Source organism: Polyangium sp. y55x31 (genome assembly GCF_029946505.1).
Lineage (GTDB): Bacteria > Myxococcota_A > Polyangia > Polyangiales > Polyangiaceae > Polyangium.
The window spans coordinates 123,707-144,995 of sequence record NZ_JARZHG010000004.1 but is presented as its reverse complement, the minus strand read 5'-3'; the positions used below and the strand labels follow the sequence as shown (position 1 = coordinate 144,995).

Sequence of the window (21,289 nt, the reverse complement as noted above, 5' to 3'; positions counted from 1 at the left end):
AAACGGCGCTTCGTTTCACCTCCCGCGGGCCGAAGTGGTCTGCCTCGATCCTGTGGGAAAAATCTCGAAGACGGACTAGGCTCCGCCGCCATGTGGTGGCTGTGGATCGTCGCGCCGATCGCCGCGGGGCTCATCTTCGTGCTCACGGGGCAGGTCGACAAGCGAGCACTTTCGGCAATCGAAGCGTGGCGTGACGCGCTCGGCGCGCGGCGGGCAGGGCAGGGCAAGGCCCGGTCGAAGGCGGCGGGCGCGAAAAAGAAGAAGGGCAAGGACGCGCGTCCGAAGCGCGTCGGAGCGCTGCCCCCCCCACTCGCGCCGGTGGCGGAGCTCGCGGGCGGCGGGAAGTTGCTCGGCACTTACGAGATCGTGCCGAAGGTGGCGTACGCGTACTTCGTCCAGGGAGACCTCGCGGGCAGCAGCGATCACCAGACGGTGATCGTGGCGCTGGAGGAGCCGGGCCCGGCGTTCACCGCGCGGCCGCTGCCGTTCGTGGACGGCAAAATCGCGCCGAACACGGGCATCCAGTTCCGCAAGCACCCGGAGTTCATGGAGGCGTACCTCGTCGAAGGGTCGACGGCGGCGGCGAAGGCGATCGGCAAGTGGTTGATCCGGCCGCTGCGCGAGCTTCTGTGCGAGTCGGGCGAGGTGTGGGTGCGCGTGGAAGGCAAGGCCCTGGCGCTTTCGATCTACGGCGCGGTGCGCGAGGAGAAGATCGCGGCGCTGCTCGAGATCGCCGACGTGTTCGTCGCGGAACATGGCGCGGAGGGCGGGCCGTCGCTCTTCGGCGAGGACGAGGATGCGCGCGCGGCGCGGCTCGCCGAGGATGATGCGGACGAGGACGACGAGGACGAGGACGAGGACGAGGAAGAGAGCGACGAGGAAGAGGACGACGGGGACGAGGAAGAGGACGACGAGGAAGAGTCCTCGAAGCCTGCGGCGAAGGCACCTGCGAAGCCTGCTGCGAAGGCACCTGCGAAGCCTGCGGCGAAGGCGCCGGTGAAGTCCTCGAAGTCGGCGAAGAGCTGAGCGGCCGGCGCCTAGATCCGATCGGGGAGGCTTGTCAAGCCTGGGCGGAGAGGGGCGCGGCCTCGGGCGGGGCTCCGCTCTGCATGGCGGCGCGCGTGCGGTCGGCGCTCAGCTTGTCGATGTAGGCGAAGAGCGAGGCCTCGTGGCCGGCGGGCAGGGGAGAGCCTTCCCCGCCGCAAGGGGTGGTGATGGCTTCGGGATCGGGCGCGAGGGCGTCGAGCTGTTTGCGAGTATCGAGCGCCGCGGCGGCCTCGTCGGCATAAGGGCGGCGCAGGACGGCGAGCTGGGGGATGAAGGTCTCGCGAATGCGCTGGGCGGCGAGCTTCGTCCCGGCCGGGAGCGTGGGGTGGGCCTCGACGGCAAGGCAGGTGTAATGGATGGCGGTGCCAAACCCGTCGTGCAGGCCGTCGGTGGACGCGAGCTCGGCGGCGAGGGGAGCCTGGGTCAGCGCGGGACGGGCGAGCAAGAACCGGACGGTGTTGTGGGCCGATGCACCGCTGCATCAAAGCGAGAAGAGCAACGCGCGGACGGGGCTCGCTTCGAGCGCGACCGGTAGCGGCGGGCAAACGAGCGTGTAGGTGCCCGCCGCGACGCCATCGAGATCGAGCGCGACGAGCGCGGGCAGCCCCGCGGCCGCGAGGCGGGTATGGGCGGGGAAGGTCGTGGAATCGACAGGGTCGAGGCTGTAGGCATCGAATCCGATGAGGACGGGGCGGCGCGCGAGCAGCGCGTCGATCGCCTGCGGATCCAGAAAGGCGAGGTCGGCGGCGGGAGAAGGACCATGCCAGCAGGCGCTGTTGCGCGTGCGGATGAGGAGGCGGCTCCGGCGCGGGATGCGGGTGAGGTCGCCGAGGTCCGAGGTCTCGATGCGGTCCTTGGGGAGGCGCGCGAGATCCAGGACGAAGGCGGGGCCGACGAAGGTGTCCGGCGGAAAGGCGGAGAGATCCGGGGCGCCGAGGAGGAAATGGGAGGGCGCGTCGAGGTGAGTGCCGACGTGGGCGTGGAGGTGGAGGCTCGAGACGTCGAGCGGGGCGCCGTCACGAATGCGCGCGAGCGGACGAAGCTCCGGCGGTGGATCGCCGGGAAAAACGGGGGTCGTCGCGGCAAGGGGGAGCGAGAGGTCCTTGACGAGGTGCATGGCTTGCGAAGGTGGCCGGGCAGCGGGGTGCGTGTCCGATATCATAGCCGACAACCTCGTAACCATGCCGCGCTCGGCGGCGGCCGGAGTGTCGTCAGGCAAGCTCGCGGTCGCTTCGACCCCGGCCCGAGCCGGCAGCCTGCCGACGCAGGACGCGCCAGTGCACCCACGAAATCGCCACGACGAATGCGGTTCCAAGGAATACGAGCGGGTCGCCGGTCTGAATGAAGTCGCGTGCGTTCCAGCCGATCACCGCAACCCCCAGCGCGACGAACCAGCGCGGATCCGCGAACCCGGAGACGGTGCAAGCGACGAGCAGAAGAGCCGCGACCGCGGCCGCGCTCCGGTCGATTGTGCCGGGCACGAGGTGCCAGGTCGTCGTCGCGAACCAAGCCGCGAGGCGAAAGGTCGTCGTCGCGAACGACGCCAGCGCAAGCCCGACGAGCGCCGGCCGAACGGCGAGCGCGCGCTCCGTCTTCCTCGCGGCCACCGTGAACGCAGCAACGAGGAAGGGAATGGCGCCCGGAACCGCCATGCCGAGAGCCCAGCGGATGCCGATGGGTCCAGGGTAGCGGAGTGTTTCGAGGAGGCCGATGCCGCCGAGGGTGATGGCTCCCGTCCAGAGGAGCACGCGCCGCTGCTGCAGCATTGCGACCGCGAGGAGCACGTACACCGCGAGCTCGAGCGCGAGCGGCCCTGCGTAGAGCGCAAGCTCATCGGACGGCACACCGGCGGCGCTGTTGATGGGAAGCCAATGCACGAAAAACCCGAAACGAAGCAGGAGGGCGCCGACGCGAACGCTGGCGAGGAGGGCCGCGCCCAGCACGATGCCCTGTGCGAGCACGACGCGGAAGGGTTGGTTTGCGGGCGTCGTCGCGTGGGCACGAATCGCCGATAGGACGAGATCCAATACGTCTCGCGGGTGGGGCCAGGACTGCTCGGCCGTGCAAGTCTCGAGCGTGGTACGGACGAGATCTTCCTCCCACCGCGCTCGAAACGACGCAGGAAAGAGGGAAATGAGCGCGCGGACGCGGCGTTCGAGGGGGCTCATCGGTGCGCGAGCCTTCGCTTGGCGAGCCCCACGAGGGCCTCCCGCCGTTCGGTTTCTTCGACGAGGACGCGCCGCCCGCGCCGCGTCAGGCGGTAATAACGTCGCGGCCGCCCCTCCTCGATTTCCTCGCGATCGAGCTCCACGTGACCGGCTTCTTCCAATCGCTCGAGTGCTCCGTACAAGGTCCCGGGGCCGAGCCGGATCGTTCCGCGGCTCAACTCGCTGGCCTCGAGAAGGATGCCGTAGCCGTGGCGAGGCCGATCCGAGAGCGCGAGGAGAATCAGGTACGTGGGGTCCTGCATCGCTCCTCGATCTATCGCATCACGATGTATCGGTCAACGATATATCGAGCCCAGGGGGACCCGAGGTCTCGACCATGTCCACGGAGCGGGTTGCCATCACGGCCAGGCCGAGCGGCGTCGCTGCATCTACGTGGACGGATGATGCTGGCCCTCCTCTATCTTGGCCGCGAGTCGCGCCAGGGCTTGCTCCAGGTTCGTGCGCTGCGAGCGACTCTCGATTCCATACTCGTAGAATCCGTCGTCTCCGCCCACTTGCTCCGGGTAGCGCGAGCGGAGCCACGCACGCAATCGTGCGTCCAGCGCGGCGTGCATGAGGTCGAGCCGCACGCATATGCCGGGGGAGACCCAACTGCCTCGGTACACGCCGTCGTAGGGTGGTGCATTCGGGATGAGCGGGTGCGCAGGCGCCTGATCGTAACGGTACGGGGTCCAGCCAACCTCCTCGTGCGGACGCGCCGGAACCGCATCGAGCGCGTCAGCGAACGGCAGCAACGTGGGCGGGAGCCTGGAGAGGGAAATTGGCATGTGGCGCGAATACCACGCCCTTATGCGCGCGTCGACGCTGGTGGGCGGCAACCGTGCTTCCTCGATAACGGCTACCGTGGCGGGTATCAAAATGCAGACGGCGCTTCGGTGCGGCGGCGCGTGCCTGCCTGCCTACAGTGAGCGATACTGGAGGGGGCCTCGCCATGCTCGATCTACGCCGCACTGGGGTCATGTCCCTCCTCGCCGTGACGGCCTGCCGTTCCTCCAATGAGGCGCCGGCGCCTGCGGCGACGGTGATTCCTGCGCCGCCCAGCGCGCTCGAGGCCGCCCCGCGGCCGAGCGCGACCGCGCCCCCAGCTGCGGCGAGCAGCGCTGCGCCTACCGCGGCCGAGGACGACGGCCCCGAAGCGCTGAAGAAGAGCTGCCCCGCCGTCTCTCCGATCGAGATCGCACTCGGAAAGAGCACCAAGCTCGACCGGGGCACGCGCTACCGGATTGCGGAGACGCGTATCTCGTTGTGCCTCTTGTCGAGCAGTTATCCGCTCGTCAAGCAGGGCGGGCATCATCGTCACGCGATGGCAGTCACGATCGTCGCCGCGGAGGGCGACGAGCTTCTCCAATACGATCTGGTCGGGCCGCAATCCTTCGTGTTCGGCGGGTACGAGGTGAGCTACGAGGCGGCCGGGAGGATCAGCCACACGGAGGCGATCGACATCTCGGTCACGGTGACGCGCAAGGGCGGGCCCGTGCGGCTGTGATGCGCGGCTCCAGGCCTCTGCCTTGATCTGACCTCGCCGTCGGCCTCACCGGTGAGCCCCGCGCCCTGGTCGGACTCCGCCCCGTGCCTCGCCGACGAGCCCCCCGCCCTGATCGGACTCCGCCGTCTGCCTCGCTGGCGAGACCCGCGTCCTGATCGGACTCCGCCGTCTGCCTCGCTGGCGAGACCCGCGTCCTGATCGGACCTCGCCGGGGTCTCGCCGACCAGGCAACCGACGAGGTCCGATCTCCTCCGGGGTCTCGTCGGCGTAGGGATCCGGGTGAACTTACGTTGTGGTGGCGTGTAGGTTGCGCTCCTATGCCCTGATCCATGCGGTAGGGGTGTTCACGCGACGGCGGGCCAGGTACATGGAGGATCCGGCCGGAGCACGTATGAATCCTCGCAACACTGTCGCGACCCGAATGCCGCTCGAAGAGCTTTGGACGGACGACGGTGCGTTATCCGCGACGCGCCTCCGTACGCTCGACCGAGAAGCCGTTCGTGAGCTCCTGCGCCGTGGTCCCGTTCGGTTCGTGATCGCCAATGTCGGCCACCGGCTGCGGTGGATCCCTCCCGCCGAACGATTCAATTTCTGGAAACGCGACGGCGATCCCCACCTCGCCGAAACGGACGAGATGCATCTCGACGATTTTCCAGATGGCATGGTTTACCGGGCGTCCGAATGGACCGTTTCCGGCGGCGAGGCCCCCATCATCCTCCTGGAAGTTCACCATTGAACGAGGCTTCCGTTGCCGGAACGATGAGCGTCCCCATGGCAGAGCACCTTCCTCGGACCGTCGATTACTTTCTGGTGCTGGCCCGCGCACGCGACCTCCTGCCAGATGCAAAGGCGGTTCTCGACGAGAGGGCTCTCGTGAGTCCCGATCTGATGGCCGAAGCATTGTGGATGCGTGGCATGACACCGGCGTGGGCGACGTTCGATCCCGAAAATGCATCGCACCTCGAACGGCTGCTCGAAGCGTTCGCCGGGGACGTCTATGTCGTTGGTCATTCCTCGGAGCTTCCACGCTTGCAGGTGATTCAAGCTCGTCATGATGAATGGGATGACGTTCAGCGTGACGTCGATCTCGGTTTCGACGCCACGCTGATCGGAGTCACTGCTCCAGCCATCGCTCTCCTTCATCACGAAGGACTGTGCGCAGTCGTGACCGGCCTCAGCGCCCACGGGTCGCCGGAAGACGCGCGAGAGCTCGAACGACATCTGCGAGAGCAAGCCGAGCGACGACGTAACGAAGCGCTGGCGAGCGTGCCGCGGGCCGAGCGGGAGGGCATGCTCGCGATGCTCGAAGAGAAGAGGTCCATCGATGCCGTCAAGTATCTTCGAGAACGGCTCGGGTGGTCGCTGGCGACCGCAAAAGGCATCGTCGACGCCGTTCGTCCATGGTGGCCTCGCGGCGCGGATGGGCGATCTACGATTCGATGAGGAAGCAATGGCCACATCCCCTTCCGACATCGAAACCATCCCCGGGTTCATGGACTGGTTCCTCGGGGAGCCCGACGCATCGCGCGGGGCGCCGGCCGCGGTCGTCGAGGTTCACGGCATCGGTTGCACATTCTCTCGATCGCTCACCGAAGAAGAGCGGGCCGAGGTCCTCGGTTTGCTCGTTCGCCACGCCGACGCACACAAGGAGCACCGACTGATCGGAACTCTCGCGGTCCCTCTCGCCGAGATCACGGCGGAGCGTATCGATGAAATCCGCACCGTCGCGCGCGAGATCGAGCTCGCAGGCAATCATGGCGGCTCCTACCCGGACATGAAATGCATGGTGGGCCTCGCATTCGGCGCGCGCCGCGACGCCGCCGAGAAGAAGCGCGCGACCTTCGGCGGCGAGATCCTGGAAGACGACGAGAAGTGCGCCTTGATTGCGTCTCTCGTGATTCCCCTCAGCCAGCACGCGGGGACGGTCGCCGAGATCCAGAAGTACCTCGCGCACGAACGGAAAAGGATCGGTGACGTCGAGCTCGACCGTCCGCCCGTTTTCCTTGCCGAGCTGACGATGGTCTTCGAGGAGCGCGCGGCCGCCGAGGCTCTGCGCCCGCGGTTCGACGCCATCGGGCTCACGACGAATGTCGTCGAGCGTGTCGGCAAGTCGGTCTTCTGGGAGGTCCTTCGGTGGCAGGAGCGCTGGCTGGTCAAGTCGGGGCGCGTCGAAGAGCTGATGCGACCCCGCAGGCTGTCCACGGCGGGATTCCTGGGAGAGACGGAGCGCCTCGAAGAGGTGCTGAAGGAGGACGCGAGCACCCTTGTATCGCTCGGGATCACCGCCGCCGACGTCGCCGGTCGTATTCGCGAGATCGTCGGCAAGGCGCTCCGCAGCCGGTCGAGCCGCTACAGCCGGCAGGATACCTACGACGTCGGCAGATTTCGTGTTCGATTGATGCAATGGGGTGGATCTCAGGAATGCCCCTGGCTTTGCGCGATCGATTCCGGCTGGGCGTCGATCGATTTCGCGATCGAGAACCGCCGGACGGGCGCAAAGCTCAGGGGGCCCGGCCTCATCGTGCACTTGATTGCCGAGCACGGCTTTTTCGAGGGCAAGGAGAGCCCGTACCGCGTGGACCCGAGGCAGGCGGCGGAGGTCCTGGGGCTCCCGCGCAAATGGTGGGATCGGTTCTGGCGGCTCGGATGATGGGGGGAAAGAATCGCATGGCCTCGTCTCCTTACGATATCGAGAACATCCCCGGGTTTTCGGGCTGGTTCGTGCATGCGCGCGACACGTCGGGCGAGGAGCCGGCCGCGGTCGTCGAGCATGATGGCATCGGCTGCACGTTTTCTCGGTCGCTCACCGAAGAAGAGCGGGACGAGGTCCTCGGCTTTCTTCGCAACCACGCCGAGGGATCCGAGGATTACAGATTGTATGGGACCGTCCGAGCGCCCCTCGACGAGGTTTCAGGGATGCACATCTCCGAACTTCGCTCCGCCGCGTGGGGGATCGGGCTCGAGGGCGGCCATGGCGACGCGCGCCCGAGCGTGGACTTCGACGTGGTCCTGTCCTTCGGCGTGCGCCGCTCCGCCGCCAACAAGAAGCGCGTGGAGCTCAAACCCAAAGGCTACCACGCCAACGTCGTGGACCAGGACGGAGCATGGTATTTGATCGTGATCCTTCCCACGTCCCGCCGCAAGGAAGAGGGGACGGCCGCCGAGATACGGCAGCATATCGAGGTCGTACGCAAAGAGATCGGAGACGTCGAGCTCGACGCCCCCCCGATCTTCCGGATCCGGTCCGCCTGGCATCTGCGTGCGCGCGCGGCCGTGGAGGCCGTGCGCGCATACCTCGACGCTGCCGGCTTCACGACCGGGGTCGAAACGCATGCGCATCAGAAAGCTCGCATGTGGCAAATGGTCTGGGTCAAACAGAAGCCCATGTACGATATCGAGAACCTCCCCGGGTTCGTGGGCTGGTTCGAGGGGGAGCTCGAAGCGCCTCTCGGGGATCCAGCCACGATCGTCGAGGTCGATCGTCTGGGCTGCGTGTTCTCTCGACCGCCGACCGAAGACGAGCGGGCCAAGACCCTCGGCTTTCTTCGCAATTACATCGAGCGGCACAAACGGTACGAGGTGCGGGGATCCCTCACGATGCCTCTCGCCGAGATCTCGGGAATGCACATCGAGAAAATCCTCACCGCCCTGCACGATAGCGAGGTCGACGGCCATGACAGCATGAGTGCGCACCTGCGCTTCGGGGTGGTCCTGAGCTTCGGCGCGCGGCGCGACGCCGCCGAGAAGCTGTGCAGGGAGCTTTGGCCCAGCGTGTTCGATGCGGAGATCGTGGACAGGGACGGAGAGTGTTTCGTGATCCGGCGTCTGTTCATTACCCTCCAGGGCATGGAGGTCGCCGAGATGGATAAAGCCATCGAGGACGCACGCAAAGAGATGGGCCAGGTCGCGCTCGACGTCCCCCCGAAGGTTCGCGCGGATCTATCGTGGAGCTTTCCCGAGCGTGCGGTCGCCGAGGCCGTGCGGGCGCGGTTCTGCGCGGCCGGGCTCACGGCCGAGGTCGTCGAGGAGGTTTTCCAGTCGGTGCGCATGCGTCTCGTCGAGCAGAACCGGTGCCGGATGCTCGCGTCCGGGAGCATCGAGGACCGGATGCGACCCGGCGTGCTGTCCATGGCGGGATTTCTGGGGCTGAGGGAACGCCTCGACGACGTGCTGAAGGAGGACGCGAGCACCCTTGCATCGCTGGGAGTCACGACCGCCGAGGTCGCAGACCGCCTCCGCCCGCTCGTCGGGGAGGCGATCTCCCGCTACTGGAAGAACCCGGCGGATGGTGCATTTCACGTGATCGGCATGTTCCGCGTCGCCATCCATCAATGGCGCGGGACGCAGGAATGCCCTTGGGACTGCGACGTCGATTCGAAGTGGTCCTCGATCGATTTCGTGATCGAGAACCGCCGCACCGGCGACAAGCTCAGAGGGCCCGGCCTCATCGTGCACCTGATCGCAGAGCACGGCTTTTTCGAGGGCAAAGGCACCCGCTACCGCGTGGACCCGAGGCAGGCGGTGGAGGTCCTCGGGCTGCCGGGCGAATGGTGGAGCCGGGTTTTGCGGCGCTGAATCAATCCTCCCGCACGAGCAGCTTCCGCAAAAGCTCCAGCGGATGGAAGCCGAGCATCTCTTCGAGCTCTCCATGCTGCGCGCTCTTCGCCGCCCGATCCCACAATCGCTCGATCGACCCCGCCACCACCCCGTTCGAATCGACCCGCTCCATCACCCTGCGCATCGCCAAGAATGCCGCGCGGCTCGCGTCGATCCCCAGCGGAATCGCCATCGGCGCAGGCAACGGCGAAAGAATGATGTCCCGCACGAACGCCGCGCGCGCCCACGCGCCCGGGCTCGGGTCCACTTCGAGCGCGCGGAACGTCGCCGTCTCCGCGTAACACCCGAACGCGATCGGCCCGACACGATCCTCGATCGCATGCGACAGGTGCCGGTAGTCGCGGCGCCAATCGCCCGAGAGCAGGCCCATGTCGCCGCGGATCTCGTCGGGGCCGAGGATCAAGCTGATGCCGTCCTGACCACGACGCAGGGCCACGCTCGTCCAGAGCTCGCCGCCCTCGAAGATGCCGAGCACCATCGCCTTGCCGATCGGACACACCGCGTCGAGGCTGCCACGCACCATGCCCGGCGACGGGATCGGCACGCCGCGAAGGCGCAGCGGCCACGCCGAGAGCCGGCCCACCGAAAGCTCCGCTTGCGCGAGCGAGAAGAGCGTGAGCGTCTGCGCCGCGAGGTCGTCGCCCTTGCGCGAGCGCGCGGCGAAGCGCTCCATGATCCGTTCGAGCGTGCCGCTCTCGAGCACGATGCAGAAGCTTGCCTCGTGCCGCTTGGCGAGCTCTTCGGCCGTCATCGGCCACTCGATGTCCTCGATCCCGAGGCGGCCCACGTTCGTGTGCAGGAGCTTGCGCAGGCGGCCGCGGTCGTGGATGGCGATCACGCCGCCGCGCGGGCGGTTTGGATCACGCAGCTCGCCGGTGGTGCGCCGCGGCCGGAAGAGCGACAGGACGCGGACCCAGTCCGTCGCAGTGAACCCCTCGAAGCGTACGTGGGGGGAGAGCACGGCGGCGGAGGGTACCCCGACGCGTGGAGGTTGTCAGGTCCCGCTCTCGGCCGCGGGCTTCTTCTTCTTGCGCTTCTTCTTCTTGCCCTTGTCGTCCTCGGGCTTCTTCCCCTTGCCCTCGTCCTTCGGCTCCGCCGAGGCAGGCTGCGTCACCGGCGCCTCGCCCTCGGGCGCGGCTTCGGCCGCGCTCTTGCTGCGGTAGTGCGGGAGCCCGAGCTTCTCGTAAGGGTCGCGCTCGCCCGTGCGTCCAGGCTCGCGGCTCTCGATCATGCCGCCGGCGGGCTCGGGCTCGGTGGCGCCCGGCGTGCGGATGTCGGGGCCCTGCGTGAGCACGAGGTACTCGTCCACGACGTACTCCGGGTGTTCGTCGTCCTTCGCCTTGACGTCGAGCTCCTTCGGGCCCGTGCCGACGTTGATGATCTGCGCCGTCGGCGGGTACTGGTCGCTCCACTTGTACCGGAGCGCGTGCGCGCCGTCGCGCACGACACGCGAGCTCGTGGTCTTGAAGCCGGGGATGCCGCGCTGCGCGAGCACGCGCATGCCCTCGGGGAGTTTGGGCGTCTGGCGCTCGACCTCCTCGAACGGGAGCACCTCGTCGATGCGCCGGAAGTACGTGACCGTGTGGCGGCGCTCGGGGCCGAGGATCTCGGCGCGCACGATGCCATCCGAGACGGTCTCGTGCAGGACGATCGGGAAGTCGAAGGGGTTGCGGAAGCGGAAGTTGATCGTCGGGTAGACGACGGTCGCGTCGAGGCCGAGCTTGATGTAGGAGCTCGGCCGCGAGTGCGGGTAGCGCTCGACGATGTCGAGGCCCGCGAAGAACGCCGCGCCGTGCAGGGTGCCGGAGATCTGGCAGGTGCCGCCGCCGAGGCCGTCGACGAGCTCGCCCTGCGCGATGACGGTCGCGACGCGGTAGCCGTGCGCCTCGTCGCGCGGGCCGACGACGTCGTTGAAGTCGAAGACCTCGCCGGGCATGACCACGGCGCCGTCGAGCTTCGAGGCCGCGAGCCGGAGGTTGTACGTGCGGTCCTTCGTGCGCTCGCCCTTCGTGTAGCCCGTCTGGAACCAGCCGAGCACGTGGTCGAACTTCACGTTGCCCATCTGCTCGGCACGGCGCTTCGGCGGGACCTTTTCCACCGCGGCCGCGACCTCGTCCGCGCCCTGGCGGAAGGCCGCGTCGATGCGCGCGATCGTGCCGTAGACGTCGAGCCTGTGGCCGTCCTTCTCGGGGACGAGTTTTTTCTGGGCGAGGTCGACGTAGGCGTCGGTCGGGGCGGCGTCGAGCTCGCTCTTCAGCGCGAGGAGTTTGTCGACGGCGGCCTCGGCGTCGAGGATGAGCGGCAAGGGGACGTCGAGCGGCTTGCCGGGGTTCGCCTCGTCGTGGGCGCGGCGGAGCGGGCTGCCTTCGCGCAGGGCCTCGCGCACGAAGCCGGCGAGGCGGACGCGATCGATCTCGGCGCCGAGCGCGCCGCGGCGGATCTTGCGGCCCGTGCCGTCGGGCAGCTTGATCGTGATCTCGCCGGCGGCGTACCTGCGCACGAGGTCGAGCGCGTTCGCGACCGGATCTCCCTGCATCGGCACGGCCATGCCGGCGACGCGCAGCTCGGGCGTGGGAAGCTTGACGGGCGCCTCGGGCGCGGGCGGCAAGAGCAGCCACGTGATGCCGAGACCGGAGGCGATCGCGACGGCAGCCATCGCCGCGTAACGTTTGACCTCGGAGGATCGCGGGGCTCGCATCGCCCCGGCATCTTGGAAAGAGAGGCGGGAGGCGTCAAGGGAACGGCGCAATGCAACAGTGTTGCAAAAGCATCCGAGGTGGTATAGAAGGGATGTCGTGGCACGGCGGTTCGTTGGTCGACCGCCGTGCGTCACGCCGCTCGCGGGGGCGCGGGTTCCCGGACCCCTTCTTCCCCGCGCCCTCGCGAGCGTTCTTTTTCGGCGTCAGCTTCGGGGCGTCTCGTCAGCGACAAAACCCTTCCAGCGCCGCATGTAGTCGATGAACTTCGGGCTGAGGCCACGTTCGGAGAGCTCCTCGGCCGTCATCGGAGGGCGCCTCGGCTCCCACGCCGCGTCGCGCGCGCGGAGCGGCCAGTCGGGGTTCAGGATGGCGGAGCGGGCGAGCGAGACGCCGTCGGCGCCACGTTCGAGGAGCGATTCGGCCTCGGCGCGCGTCCAAATTTTGCCCGCGACGAAGAGCGGGATGTCCGCCGGGAGAGCGCGGCGGAAGAGCGGGATGGGATGCTCGTCGGGGCGCTTCTTCGTGCTCGCAAAACTGTCCCAGAGCGAGACGCCGAGGAAGTCGATGCCGTCGTCGGCGAGCCATCCCGTGAGCGTGAGGTTCTCGTCGAGGTCGAGGCCCTTGGCCTGGCCCCAGTCCTCGGGCGAGAGGCGCATGCCGACGAGGAACGACGCAGGGACGGCGGCGCGCACGGCGCGCGTGGCTTCACGCATGAGGCGCGCGCGGTTCTCGAAGGAGCCGCCGTAGGCGTCGTCGCGCTTGTTGCCGGTGGCGCTCAAGAACTGGCCGAGGAGGTAGCCATGCGCGCCGTGGAGCTGGACGCCGTCGAAGCCAGCACGAAACGCGCGGACGGCGGCGTCGCGGAAGGCGGCGATCACGCGCTCGATGTCCTCACGCGTCGCGGCGCGTGGATTTCCGGGGTCGCCGTCGATCTCGCTCGCGCTCCACGGGCGCGTGCCGGTGACGGTCGCGTCGGCGCGGGCGCCGCCGTGGAAGATCTGGACGATGGAGAGGGCGCCGCGATCACGGAGCGTCGTGGCGAGGCGCGTGAGGCCCGGCAGGAGCTTGTCGTCGTAGATGCCGAGCTCGCCGGGCCAGCCCTGGCCGTCGAGCGTGACGTGCGAGGCGCACGTGGCGATGATGCCGAAGCCGCCCGCGGCGCGGACCTCGAGCCAGCGGAGCTCCTCGTCGGAGAGCGTGCCGTCGGCGTGGCTCTGGAGGTTCGTCATCGGGGCGAGGGCGATGCGATTGCGCGCCGTGCGGCCGTTGCGGAAGGTGAGCGGCGAAAAGAGGTCTTTCGAGGCCATCGTGCGGCGAGGCTAGCAGCGCTCCCGGCGGGGGTCATGCTCGGACATTGTGCGTCCGAACGAAGGGGCTCGTTCATTGAAATGGGCCGGGCGATCCATTAAAGAGAGCAGACGTACCGCGGCCGATCGAGGGACGCGGCGAGGGTGGGCCGGACGCGCCGGCTGCCCGCGCCGCGCGGCGGGCGGACGTACGTGGTTTCAACGAGGCTCGCATGAACCTTGCTGCACAGCGCTCGCCCGCGGCGCGCTCGGGCGTGGACGATCGATTCGTCGCCGATGAATTCCTCAGCATTCGCGGCCGCGCCGTCCGATGGGAGCTCGCCGCCTGGTCGGGGGCGATCACGCAGGCGCTCGCCCGGGCCCTTGCGCAGAGCCGCGAGGACAGGCTCGCGGCGCTCGCGCCCTGCTTCGAGGAGGCCACGATCGTCGCAGGTCACCTCGGCAGGCACGAGGACGCGCGGCGCATCGCGGAGGCGTCTGTCCGATTTTATGCGGCGATCGCGCGGCAAAAGCGATCGGCCGAGGCGCTCGCGTTCGCGGTCTCCGCGCTCGTCGGGCTCGGCGCCGCGGAGCGCGCGGCAGGTCGGCTCGACGAGGCGCTTTTGCACCTCGGGCGCGTGCGTTCGCTCGGGCTCGGCGCGGAGATCGGCGCGGGGCTCGTCCGCGTGTCGCGCGCGCAATGGGAGAGCGTGCTCGCGCTCGAGCCGACGGCGGCGCGGGGGATCGCGCTCGCGTCGGCGACGGAGGCGCTCTCGGCGCTGCTCGCGGCGCGCAGGCTCGAAGACGTGGTTTCGCTCGCGCTCGTCTCGCGCCGCGGCGCGACGGATCCTCCCGCGCTCGAATGGGCGCGCAAGGAGGCCGCGCTTTCCGCGCTTTGCCACCTCGGCCGCCCGGACGAGGCGCTCGCGCTCGCCGCGCGTTACACCGTCGAGGCCGGTGAAGCGGAGCGGCTCGTGTTCGAGCTTCGTCGGGCCGAGGTGCTCGCGTGTTTCGGCGACGCGACGAAGGCGCGCGCGCTCGCCGAGGTGGTGCTCGGGCAACTCGAACGCAAATGGCGCGCGCGGCCGGGCACGCTCGAAGACGTGCGGCTCGCCGCGCGCGTGGCGAGGCTCTGCGCGCTGCTCGGCGAAGCGACGTCGGCCGATTTCTGCTGGGCCGCGCTGGCCGAGGCGCTCGCGATCGGCGACGTGCCGCTGCAAGCGGAGCTGCTCGTGTCGATCGTGGAGACGGACTGGGATCAGGAGCGGCGCGAGGACGCGTCCGATCTCTTGCGCGCGGTGGCGCTCGGATCGGGGTATCGATTGCCTGCGGCCGAGCGGCTTCTTTCGCCCGAGGACGGACCACGCTCGTCGCGCTCGGCCGACGAGCGCGCGCCTGGTTTCACGGCGCTCGTCGCTTCGCTCTGCGCGCTCGATCCGAGCAAACGCACGTCGTGACCCTCGAAAGCCGCGCCGATCCGTGTAGCATCGGTCTCGGCCCGCCATGACCGATCCCACGACCGACCAGATCACCCAGGGGACGATGCGCACGCCCGGCGGCGCGCCTTTGCCGCTCGAACACACCGACGTCGAGGCCAAGATCAACGGCCCCGTCGCGAGCGTCACGCTGAAGCAGCGCTTCCGCAACACGACGGGCGGGCCCATCGAGGCCGAATACCTCTTCCCGCTGCCGCACGAGGCGTCGGTGCACACGATGCGTTTTCGCATCGGCGAGCGCACGGTCGAGGCCGTCGTCAAGGAAAAGGAAGAGGCGAAGCGCGCCTACGAGGCCGCGCGGCGCGAGGGGCGCAGCGCGACCTTGCTCGAACAGGATCGGCCGAACCTGTTCACGTTGAGCGTCGCGAACATCCCGGACGGCGAGACGATCGAGGTCACGCTCGGTTATCAGGAGAGGCTCGCGTTCGACGAGGGCGAGTGGCGCTTCGTGTTCCCGATGGTGACGACCGAGCGTTACCACGCGAAGACGGCCGCGGACGTCGCGGACGCGGGGGCGATTCGGCCGCCGCGCGCGGCGACGGGCGAGCGGAAAGCGGACGTGAGCGTCAGCGTGGAGATCCGCCCTGGCACGCCGATCGAGCCGCCGCGCTCGCCTTCACACCGGATCGATCTCGAGCCGCTCGAAGGCGGCGCATTCCGCGTGAAGCTGCATGCGTCGGAGACCGTCGCGAACCGGGATTTCGTGCTCGCTTATCACGCCCAGCACGACAAGGGCGTGCGGCCGCGGGCTTATTTCGAGCGCCAAGCGGACAAGATGGGCACGTTTTTGCTCGTCGTGACGCCGCCTGTCGCGCCGATCGAGGATCTTTCCCTGGCGGAGGCGGGGCCGGCCGGGGATCATCGTACGTTCCGCTGCAACAATTGCGGCGGTGCGCTGCGGGATCCTTCGGTCGTGAAGGAATGGCCGGGCCTCGGGCCGGCGTGGAAATGCGAGTATTGCGGCGCCGTCGTGGCGGCGACGCGTGAGCTCGCCAAGGTCGGGCTTCCGCGCGATGTCGTTTTCCTCGTCGATCGCTCCTGCTCGATGCGCGGGCAGAGCCTGCCGCAAGCGCGGCGCGCGGTGCGCTTGATCCTCGATCACCTCGGGCCGAACGATCGCGCGCAGGTCTTCGCGTTCGATCACGACCGGATCGCCGCGGATCAGCAAGGCGAAAAATTCGTTCCGATCACGAAAGAATGGGTCGAGCAGATCGACGTGTTCCTTCGAGGCGTGACGGCGCGCGGCGGCACGGAGCTCGAAGAGGCGCTCGTCCGCGCGGCGAAACTGCCATCCGAGAAGGGCCGGACGCGGCTCGTCGTCTTGCTGACGGACGGCGCCGTGGGCAACGAGGGCCGGATCTTCCGGCGCGCGTCGGAGATCCTCGGCAAGGAGACGCGCCTCTACGTGCTCGGCGTGGGTCCCTCGGTGAATCGTTATCTCGTCGAGCGGCTCGCGCGGGCGGGCGGAGGCGCGAGCGACGTGCTCTTGCCCGGCGAGGACGTCGAGACCGTCGTGCCGCGTTTCGCGCGCCGCGTCCGCCAGGCCGGCCCCGTGCTCACGAACCTGCGTTTGTCCTGGGACGACGCGATGCCCGTGGACGTGTATCCGAATCCGGCGCCCGAGCTCTTTGGAGGACAAACCGTGCAGCTCCTCGGGCGTTTCGCCGGGTCGGGAAAGAGCCGGCTCGTGCTCACGGCCGAGCGCGCGACGGGCGAGCCGTTCCGGCAGGAGGTCGACGTGGAGCTGCCGGAGCAATCCGATCAGATCCCGGGGCTCGAACGGCTCTGGGCGAGGCTCCGCATCGACGCTCGACTGGCCCGGCTCGCCGAGGCGCCCGGGGAGGCGGCCGAGGTGCGGATGGAGGTGCTCGCGCTCGCGCTCAAGCACAAATTGCTGAGCCCGTACACGGCGCTCGTGGCCGAGGACAGCGAAAAACGCGTCGAAGGGCCCGCGAAGAAGGTGCAAATGGAGGCGGTAGCCTCGCACGCGGACGAATTCGAGGAGGAGGCGGAAGACGAGCCGGCCGCGGAAGGCGCCGGGGGGTTCGGCGAAAAAATGGCGAAGGGGGGCGGGGCAAGTCGGGAGAGAGGGGGCGGCGGCGCGATGGATATGCTCTCCGCCCGCTCGATATCCTTCGAGGACGATGCCGAGGACGGCGCCGAGGAGCATTCGAGGAGCCCGCGCGCCCGCACGATTCGAAGCTCGGCCCCGCGTGGAGCCCCCGTGCCGGGGCGCGCCGCCATGGCCGCGCCCCGCGCGGCGGCAGGCCCGCCCCCTCCGTCGCCGGCGTTTGGCGCGCCACCCAGCGCCGAGCCTGCGCCGCCGCCGCCCGCGCCGGCGCCGTTCGCCCCCGAATCGGCCGAAGCGGCCAAGCGCGGCGGAGGGTTTTTCTCGAAGGTGAAGGAAGCCCTCGGAATCGGCGGAAGGGCAAAAGAAGAGGCGCCGTCTGCGCCGGCGACCATGGACTTCATGCCGATGGAGTCCGCGTTCGCGGACGACGAAGAAGACGCGCCGAGCATGCCGCACGAGCCCGCGGAGCTCGAAGCACGCGTCTCCGCCCCGAAACCCGTGGCTGCGCCGGCTCCGGCCGGGCGGGCGCCGCAAGGCCGGTCGCAAGGCGCGCCGCCCTTGCAATCGAGCGACTCCGAGGCCTATTCGCCGGAGATGCTCGCCCGCGTGGCGAGCGCCGGCGTCGGCGAGCTCGACCTCGTGTTCCTCGTCGACGAGACGGGCAGCATGGGCGCATACATCGAGGAGGTGAAGCGCAGGCTCGTCGAGATCATCGACGCGCTCCGGAGCGCCCCGCTTTGCCGCAGCCTGCGCCTCGGCCTCGTCAGTTATCGCGACCATCCTCCGCAGGATCGCTCCTTCGCGAGCCGCGTCGTGCCCCTCACCGACGATATCGCGTCGATCAAGAAGGGCGTCGAGCGTATGCAGGCCTCGGGCGGCGGCGACGGCCCCGAATCAGTGACGGATGGGCTCTACGACCTCGTCCGGCTCGATTGGCGGCCCCGCGCGGCGCGGGTCGTCGTCTGGGTCGGCGACGCGCCGCCGCACGGCGTGGAGCCCTCGGGCGACGCCTTCCCCCAGGGCTGCCCCTGCGGGCACCACTGGTATGCGCAGGCCGAGAACGCCCGCGAGATGGGCATCGTCATTCACGCCGTCGGCTGCCTGCCCACGCTGCGACAATACGTGGGCGCCGAGGACGTGTTCAAGACGGTGGCGCGGACGGCCCGCGGCCTTTATTTGCCGCTCGAACGCGCGAACCTCTTGATCCCGATCATCACCGGCGTCGCCGAGACCGAGCTCGACAAACAACGCATCGAGGAGCACATCGCCGAGGTGCTCGCGAAATACGAAAAGGTGCTCGTCCCGGCCGATCAGGAGGAGCGCGTCCGTTTCGTGACCGACGTCCTCCGCCAGGGGAACGTGCGCCCGCGCAGCCTCGCCTACGACCCTTCGAAACCCGGCCCTTCGCCGCTCCGCTTCCGCGACATCACGCCCGCCGACGTGGAGGAAGGAATCGAGCGGCTCCGCAGGGTCGCCCGTACCTCCCTGTAAAACGCATTCCTCTCAGTGGCAAAGCTCGGGCTGCGAGCTCCGCGGGCTCGAAGAAGACCGCTCGCCCGTGATCGCGCGCGCGCTCGCATGCGCCGCCTGTACGCATTCGCGCAAAAAATGCCGGTAGATGTCGAGCGCGCCCGCGCCGATCTCGGCGAGCTGCTCGGCGGCGTCGGGCATCTGGTCGAGGATCGTCTCCAGCGTCGTGGCATACAGCGCCGCGCGCTCCACGCCGACCGACGAACGCTTTCGCAGCCACGTGAGCCGCTCGGCCATCTCTGCGCCGAGCACCCGCTGGGACTGGATCAAGAGCCCCACGGCGAGCGCGCTCGTGACGCGCTCGATCTCGTACTGGATGGCCGCATACCCGAGGAGAAGATCCGCCCCGAGGACCTCCTCGTTCAGCACGCGATAGGCGCGCATGACCACGGTCGGGCGCTCGGCGAGCATGGCGACGTCGATCGAGATGCCGCACCGCATGCAAACGATCTGGGCGACGGCGCGCGCGTCGCGCAGGACGAGCGAGGCGCGGACCTCTTCCTGCGCCGCGTGCTCGCGGAACGAATGGGCGACGTCGTGGAGTCCGAGCGCGTCGCATTGCTCGGCGGCGCGCCGCGACCAGCGCGCCGTCGGCTGCGTCAGGTAAGGCGTCCGGGCGAACCATTCGAGCAAAAAGCACTCGACCAGGACGGGGGATGCGTCTTCCGCCAGGATCTCGCCGAGGACGTGGTCATTCTCGACCTCCGCGCGGAGAGACAGGACGCGTGGTTCGTAGAGAGTCTTCAAGCTGTTCATGGGGAATGCCTCGCGCGGATGAATTTGCATTCGCCATGCCACGAGCGAAAAAGGCCGGGAAACTGGAACCGTCATCGGATTGTCGAGCCGATTCTGCTCGATTGGCGCTTCGCGAGCCCTCGTTCGGGAGGAATCGCACTGACGCGCATGCCCTACGGTGATGCTTTCCCTCATCAGGGATGCGATGCAGGCTCCACAGTGCGGCGCGCACCTCCGCACCCATGTTTCATTGGTACATTCGCGCACATCGAACATGACTGTTGACAAGGAAACGTTTTTCGTGTGGAGGGCCTGTCCGGCATCCTCGCGGCCCGGACGGAGTGGGCGGGGACGCCGAGAAAAGGGAAGCGAGCCCACCGTGAACACGCCCGACAGCCGCTCCGCGAGGCCACACACGACCCGCGCCCACCTCGGGGGTGGTTCGAAGCGAACACGCAGGCGCATGGTGGCTTGCGTTTCGGGGCGTGCTCGACCTACGGTTCCGCGAGCGGTGCTTTCCATCGGAACGAAGGGAACGACGAGAACGTGAAGGGGCGCCTCGAGCTCGCAGTCTTCGCCGCGGGCGGCGTCACCCGTCACCCGCTGCCCGCCGAGGGGAGAGTGATCCTCGGACGCGCCGAGGAGAGCGACGTCCGGATCGACGACGGCTCGGTCTCGCGCCGTCACGCGCAGATCCACCTCGGGCCACCCTTGCGCATCGAGGACCTCGGCAGCGCGAACGGAACCACGGTGCGTCGCGAGAAGGGCGCGGGCGGGACGGTGCGCCTGCTCGACACGCGCGTCGAGCCCGGAAAACTCGTGGAGTTCGGCGTCGGCGACGCCATCAACCTCGGCTCGACGATCCTCGTCGTTCGCAAGGTCGACGACGAAGAGCCCGAGGTGCGCGGCGACGGATCGCCGAGCAGCTACGTCATCCGCGACGAGGCGATGAAGCGTCTCTACGCGCTCGCCGAGCGCGTCGCGGAGGGCCCGATCAGCGTGCTTTTGCTCGGCGAAACCGGGTCCGGCAAGGAGGTCCTCGCCGAGACGATCCACCGCAAGTCGCCGCGCGCCTCGGGGCCGTTCCTGCGGCTCAACTGCGCCGCGCTGAGCGAGTCGCTCCTCGAGAGCGAGCTCTTCGGTCACGAGAAGGGCGCGTTCACGAACGCGGTGCGCTCGAAGCCGGGCCTCTTCGAGACCGCGGAGAAAGGCACGGTTTTCCTCGACGAGGTCGGCGAGCTGCCGCTCGGCATCCAGGTGAAGCTCTTGCGGGTGCTCGAGGACCGACAGGTGATGCGCGTCGGCGGGCTCGCGCCGCGGCCCATCGACGTGCGCTTCGTCTCCGCGACGAACCGCGACCTCGCGAGCGAGGTGCAGAAGGGCACGTTCCGTCAGGACCTCTACTTCCGGCTGAACGGCATCGCGCTCTCGATCCCACCGTTGCGCGAGCGTCGCTCGGAGATCGAGCCCCTCGCGCGGACGTTCGCGGGGCGCGCGGCGGCCTCGATCGGCAGGAGCCCGCCGGAGATCACGCGCGAGGCGCTCGCCGCGATGACGAGCTACGACTGGCCGGGCAACGTGCGCGAGCTGCGCAACGCCATCGAGCGCGCCGTCGTGCTCTGCGAGGGCGTGATCCGACCCGAGGACCTCGTGCTGGAGGGGCGCGTGCAAGGCACGGCCTCTTCGCCGCGGAACGTGCCGCTCACCGGCACCGTCCCGCTCACCACGATGGACCCGCCGCTGCAGTCGTTCACGGTCACCGCCGACGATGCGACGTCGCAGCTCCGCGGCAGCGCCGTCGACACGATCGCGTCGGGCAGCTTGCGCGAGGAGCTCGGCTCGCTCGAGCGGCAGCGCATGATCGACGCGCTCGAGAAATGCGCGGGCAACCAGACCGCGGCCGCGGCGATGCTCGGAATGCCTCGACGTACGTTCGTCTCGAAGCTCTCGGCTTACAACATCCCCCGGCCGCGGAAGAAGGGCTAGCAGCCTGTGGACTTATCGTCGCGAGCGCCCCGAAGCTAGGGCGACGGAGCGAGGAATCCTGAAGGATTTCGAGCGATGTCGACCGACGATTCGGGGCGCGCAGCAGAT

General features: G+C 68.7%; 18 protein-coding genes. 9 read left to right on the top strand and 9 right to left on the bottom strand.

Annotated features, from left to right (window positions below; genetic code table 11):
* Positions 1–90: 90 nt before the first annotated feature.
* Positions 91–1,026, top strand: a complete 936-nt coding sequence (locus QHF84_RS09550) for a hypothetical protein (RefSeq protein ID WP_281312904.1) — start codon at positions 91–93, stop codon at positions 1,024–1,026.
* 34 nt (positions 1,027–1,060) lie between these two features.
* On the opposite strand, the gene QHF84_RS09545 is transcribed toward QHF84_RS09550, so the two are convergent.
* The 5 genes from QHF84_RS09545 to QHF84_RS09525 form a co-directional block, all read right to left on the bottom strand.
* On the bottom strand, positions 1,061–1,492 hold the full coding sequence (locus QHF84_RS09545; RefSeq protein WP_281312903.1) for a hypothetical protein: 432 nt from the start codon (positions 1,490–1,492) through the stop codon (positions 1,061–1,063).
* 36 nt (positions 1,493–1,528) lie between these two features.
* On the bottom strand, positions 1,529–2,164 hold the full coding sequence (locus QHF84_RS09540) for a cyclase family protein (RefSeq protein ID WP_281312902.1): 636 nt from the start codon (positions 2,162–2,164) through the stop codon (positions 1,529–1,531).
* A gap of 94 nt (positions 2,165–2,258) precedes the next feature.
* A complete protein-coding gene (locus tag QHF84_RS09535; RefSeq protein ID WP_281312901.1) occupies positions 2,259–3,215 on the bottom strand; it encodes a hypothetical protein in 957 nt (318 codons plus the stop codon).
* Positions 3,212–3,517 carry a helix-turn-helix transcriptional regulator gene (locus QHF84_RS09530; RefSeq protein ID WP_281312900.1) on the bottom strand — a complete coding sequence of 102 codons (306 nt, stop codon included), beginning with the start codon at positions 3,515–3,517 and terminating at the stop codon, positions 3,212–3,214. Before QHF84_RS09530 ends, QHF84_RS09535 begins: the two co-directional genes overlap by 4 nt.
* A 126-nt stretch (positions 3,518–3,643) precedes the next feature.
* Positions 3,644–4,042, bottom strand: a complete 399-nt coding sequence (locus QHF84_RS09525; RefSeq protein ID WP_281312899.1) for a hypothetical protein — start codon at positions 4,040–4,042, stop codon at positions 3,644–3,646.
* Between the two features lie 164 nt (positions 4,043–4,206).
* Here QHF84_RS09525 and QHF84_RS09520 point away from each other — a divergent pair, with 164 nt between their 5' ends.
* The 5 genes from QHF84_RS09520 to QHF84_RS09500 all read left to right on the top strand — a co-directional run bounded on the left by QHF84_RS09520 (position 4,207) and on the right by QHF84_RS09500 (position 9,336).
* Entirely contained in the window at positions 4,207–4,761 is a 555-nt protein-coding gene (locus QHF84_RS09520) for a hypothetical protein (protein WP_281312898.1), read from the top strand.
* A 391-nt stretch (positions 4,762–5,152) separates the two neighbouring features.
* Positions 5,153–5,497 carry a hypothetical protein gene (locus QHF84_RS09515; protein ID WP_281312897.1) on the top strand — a complete coding sequence of 115 codons (345 nt, stop codon included), beginning with the start codon at positions 5,153–5,155 and terminating at the stop codon, positions 5,495–5,497.
* 35 nt (positions 5,498–5,532) lie between these two features.
* A complete protein-coding gene (locus tag QHF84_RS09510; protein ID WP_281312896.1) occupies positions 5,533–6,204 on the top strand; it encodes a hypothetical protein in 672 nt (223 codons plus the stop codon).
* A gap of 7 nt (positions 6,205–6,211) precedes the next feature.
* The gene (locus QHF84_RS09505) at positions 6,212–7,411 is read left to right on the top strand and encodes a hypothetical protein (protein WP_281312895.1); all 1,200 of its coding nucleotides are present in this window, start codon (positions 6,212–6,214) and stop codon (positions 7,409–7,411) included.
* Between the two features lie 17 nt (positions 7,412–7,428).
* Positions 7,429–9,336 carry a hypothetical protein gene (locus QHF84_RS09500; protein ID WP_281312894.1) on the top strand — a complete coding sequence of 636 codons (1,908 nt, stop codon included), beginning with the start codon at positions 7,429–7,431 and terminating at the stop codon, positions 9,334–9,336.
* Position 9,337: 1 nt separating this feature from the next.
* Here QHF84_RS09500 and QHF84_RS09495 read toward each other — a convergent pair whose 3' ends face one another.
* From QHF84_RS09495 to QHF84_RS09485, 3 genes are all read right to left on the bottom strand, one after another.
* Positions 9,338–10,339: a hypothetical protein gene (locus QHF84_RS09495; RefSeq protein WP_281312893.1), complete on the bottom strand. Its 1,002-nt coding sequence runs from the start codon at positions 10,337–10,339 to the stop codon at positions 9,338–9,340.
* Between the two features lie 33 nt (positions 10,340–10,372).
* Positions 10,373–12,076, bottom strand: a complete 1,704-nt coding sequence (locus tag QHF84_RS09490; RefSeq protein WP_281312892.1) for a VanW family protein — start codon at positions 12,074–12,076, stop codon at positions 10,373–10,375.
* Between the two features lie 204 nt (positions 12,077–12,280).
* Positions 12,281–13,384: an NADH:flavin oxidoreductase gene (locus tag QHF84_RS09485; protein ID WP_281312891.1), complete on the bottom strand. Its 1,104-nt coding sequence runs from the start codon at positions 13,382–13,384 to the stop codon at positions 12,281–12,283.
* Between the two features lie 212 nt (positions 13,385–13,596).
* On the opposite strand from QHF84_RS09485, the gene QHF84_RS09480 reads away from it, so the two are divergent.
* On the top strand, positions 13,597–14,820 hold the full coding sequence (locus tag QHF84_RS09480; protein WP_281312890.1) for a hypothetical protein: 1,224 nt from the start codon (positions 13,597–13,599) through the stop codon (positions 14,818–14,820).
* 46 nt (positions 14,821–14,866) lie between these two features.
* Complete coding sequence (locus QHF84_RS09475) at positions 14,867–18,421, top strand: VIT domain-containing protein (RefSeq protein WP_281312889.1); 3,555 nt, start codon at positions 14,867–14,869, stop codon at positions 18,419–18,421.
* Positions 18,422–18,433: 12 nt separating this feature from the next.
* On the opposite strand, the gene QHF84_RS09470 is transcribed toward QHF84_RS09475, so the two are convergent.
* Positions 18,434–19,216 (bottom strand): hypothetical protein, encoded by a 783-nt coding sequence (locus tag QHF84_RS09470; RefSeq protein WP_281312888.1) that lies wholly within the window; start codon positions 19,214–19,216, stop codon positions 18,434–18,436.
* Positions 19,217–19,741: 525 nt separating this feature from the next.
* On the opposite strand from QHF84_RS09470, the gene QHF84_RS09465 reads away from it, so the two are divergent.
* The gene (locus QHF84_RS09465) at positions 19,742–21,181 is read left to right on the top strand and encodes a sigma 54-interacting transcriptional regulator (RefSeq protein WP_281312887.1); all 1,440 of its coding nucleotides are present in this window, start codon (positions 19,742–19,744) and stop codon (positions 21,179–21,181) included.
* Positions 21,182–21,289: the final 108 nt, after the last annotated feature.